Here is a 2,756-nt window from a genome sequence, read left to right on the forward strand (position 1 = left end):
CGCTGTGCCCGATCGTCTTTCGGGAAGAATTCGAGCAACTCATCCTTGAAGACACTGGCGCAGCTCGGCTCGAGAAAAATAAACGGCATGCCCGCATCGATCTGCGGAGCCATTCGTTCCAGCACGCCTTCGAGATATGCGCGTGCATGATCGAGAAAGCCAAAGTCGTACAGCGGACGCCCGCAGCAGATATGGCCATCCGGGCTTTGGACATCGAAACCGGCTGTGGCGAGAACAGTTTTGGCGGCAACCAGTGTTTGCGGATGGTAGTAGTTGTTCCACGTATCCGGCCAAAGAAGGACTGGCCGTCTAGACACCTGCGCGTCTCGCGGCCCCATCTGTTCTTCGTGCGCGATTTCGAGTTTCTGGTAGCTGCGCTTCGCAAGCCTCGGCAATGCGCGCTGCTGAGCCACGCCTGCGATGCGCTTGATGAACGGGCTGCTAAACGCTCCGGTGAGAATGGCATTCGTGATTCCCGGCGCCATTGAACCGAACCGGGCCAGCTTGTCCGCAAACCCGAAGACGTAATGTTGCAGAGGATGCACGCGGCCTTTGTAGTGCTGCGCCAGGAACTCGGCCTTGTACGCAGCCATATCCACTTGTACCGGGCACTCCGTCTTGCAGGCCTTGCAACTCAGACAGAGATCAAGCGCCTCGCGAACGGACTCACTTTGAAACCCTTCTGTGTGCAGCGAGCCCGCCAGCATCTCCCACAGCAGATGCGCGCGACCGCGCGTGGAGTGCTTCTCATCGCCCGTCGCGCGATAGCTCGGGCACATGACACCGCCCACGGTGTTCCGGCACGCGCCCACACCAACGCAGCGCTCAGTCGCATGCTCCAGCGATCCGCCATCGCGTGTAAATGCGAAGTGCGGCATGAAATCCGCTCTCCCACTTTCATCCGCGCCTTCTTCCTGGCGCGGACCGGCCGAAGGCGATTGGCCCGACCGCACGTGGCTCTCGATTCCCTTGCGCAGGTTCTCGATCGGGTCATAAACACGCACCGCATCTATCAGCTTGCCGGGATTCATGCGATTGTCGGGATCCCATAGCGCCTTGAACTCGCGAAACGCCTGCATCAGTTCCGGCCCGAACATTTTCGGCAGGAGCGCGGCCCGTGCCTGCCCGTCGCCGTGCTCGCCGCTCAGCGATCCGCCGAAATCCAGCACCACGTCCGTCGCGCGGTCGAGGAACTCGCGGAAGTTGCGCAATCCCTCTTCACTGCGGAAGTCGAAGTTGATGCGCATGTGCACGCATCCCTGCCCGTAGTGTCCATAAAGCGGGCTCGAGTAGCCATACTCCGCCATCAACGCCGAGATGCTGCGTAGATAATCGCCCAGTTTTTCCGGTGGAACGGCCGCGTCTTCCCACCCTTCCCACCGATCCGGCTCGCCGGGTACAAATACCACCGCGCCCAGCGCCGACTCGCGCACATACCAGACGCTCGCTGCTTCCGCCGGAGTGCAAATATGTGCAACCGGCGGGTTGCGCCAGCTTCGACAATCGCGAGCCAGCGCTTCAGCCTTCGCCAGCGCTTCCTCAGCGCTCCACGCTCCCATTTCCACCAGCAGAAATCCCACGCCCGGCGGTAGCTGATCGAGTTCCTTGAGCGCCAGCCCTTTACGCCGCATGAACTGCACCAGCAGATGATCGAAGCCCTCGAGCCCAATGGGCTTGTGTTGCAGAGCCAGCGGAACGGAATCGGCCGCCACAAACGGATCGTCAAATCCCAAGACGGTCAGCACGCGAAACGGAGGGCTCGCCGTAAGGTTCAGCGTCGCCGACAGAACGGTCGCGCAGGTCCCTTCGCTGCCCACCAGTGCGCGCGCCACGTTGAATTCGTTCTCCGGCAACAGCTCATCGAGGTTGTATCCGGAGACGCGCCGTGGAATGCGCGGGAATTTCGCCCGCACCAGATCTGCATAGCGGTCACGAATCCGTGCCAGTCCCGCGTGGATTTCACCCTTCCGGCCCCCCGCGCGAACGATGCTCTCCAGTTGCTCGGGGCTGGTCCGGCCTACCGTCATGCGCGTGCCGTCGTAGAGCACCACATCGAGACTCTCAACGTTATCAACAGTCTTTCCGCCCAGCAGCCCATGCACCCCGCAACTGTTATTGCCGATCATCCCACCCAGGGTGCAACGCGAGTGGGTTGCCGGATCGGGTGCATAGGTCAGGTGATGCTTCTCTGCTGCATCGCGAAGCCGGTCAAGAACGATGCCGGGCTGCACCACAGCGATCTTTGATTCGGGATCGATTGACGCAAGCCCGTTCATGTAGCGGGAAAAATCGAACACGACCGCTACGTTAGCGCACTGCCCTGAGAGGCTCGTCCCGCCGCCGCGCGGAAGCACGGCAGCTCCTAAAGCACGACAGGCGTCGAGCGCGGCTTCTACATCCGCTGCGTCGCGTGGCAGGATCACACCGACTGGAAGTTGGCGATAGTTTGAAGCGTCAGTCGCATAAAGCGCGCGCGAACCCGCATCGAAAAGCACATCGCCGCGAAGGCATGCCTTCAGGCGCGCTTCAAGTTCGCGGTGCGCGCTAAAGCTTTCGTGGTCAAGCCGAGTCTGATTGAGAATCGTAAAAACATCCACGTGGGAATAGTAGCGCGCCTAGCGTGTCGGCCACTCTTCGACCACGATGCCGAGATCGTTCAGCTGTTGAATCGCAGCTTCGACATTGCGGCGGATCTTCGGGCGATCCTTTGCGGCCGCTCCCGGCAACTCCGCCACCGCCACCACGCGGCCATACTG

1 protein-coding gene is annotated in these 2,756 nt (G+C 61.2%); it reads right to left on the reverse strand.

The window, feature by feature from the left end:
- On the reverse strand, positions 1-2,597 hold a 2,597-nt coding region (locus WA354_RS24925), incomplete at its 3' end, for an FAD-binding and (Fe-S)-binding domain-containing protein (RefSeq protein WP_472815733.1).
- Positions 2,598-2,756 lie beyond the last annotated feature (159 nt).

It is taken from the genome of Occallatibacter sp. (genome assembly GCF_049802275.1).
Classification (GTDB): domain Bacteria; phylum Acidobacteriota; class Terriglobia; order Terriglobales; family Acidobacteriaceae; genus Telmatobacter.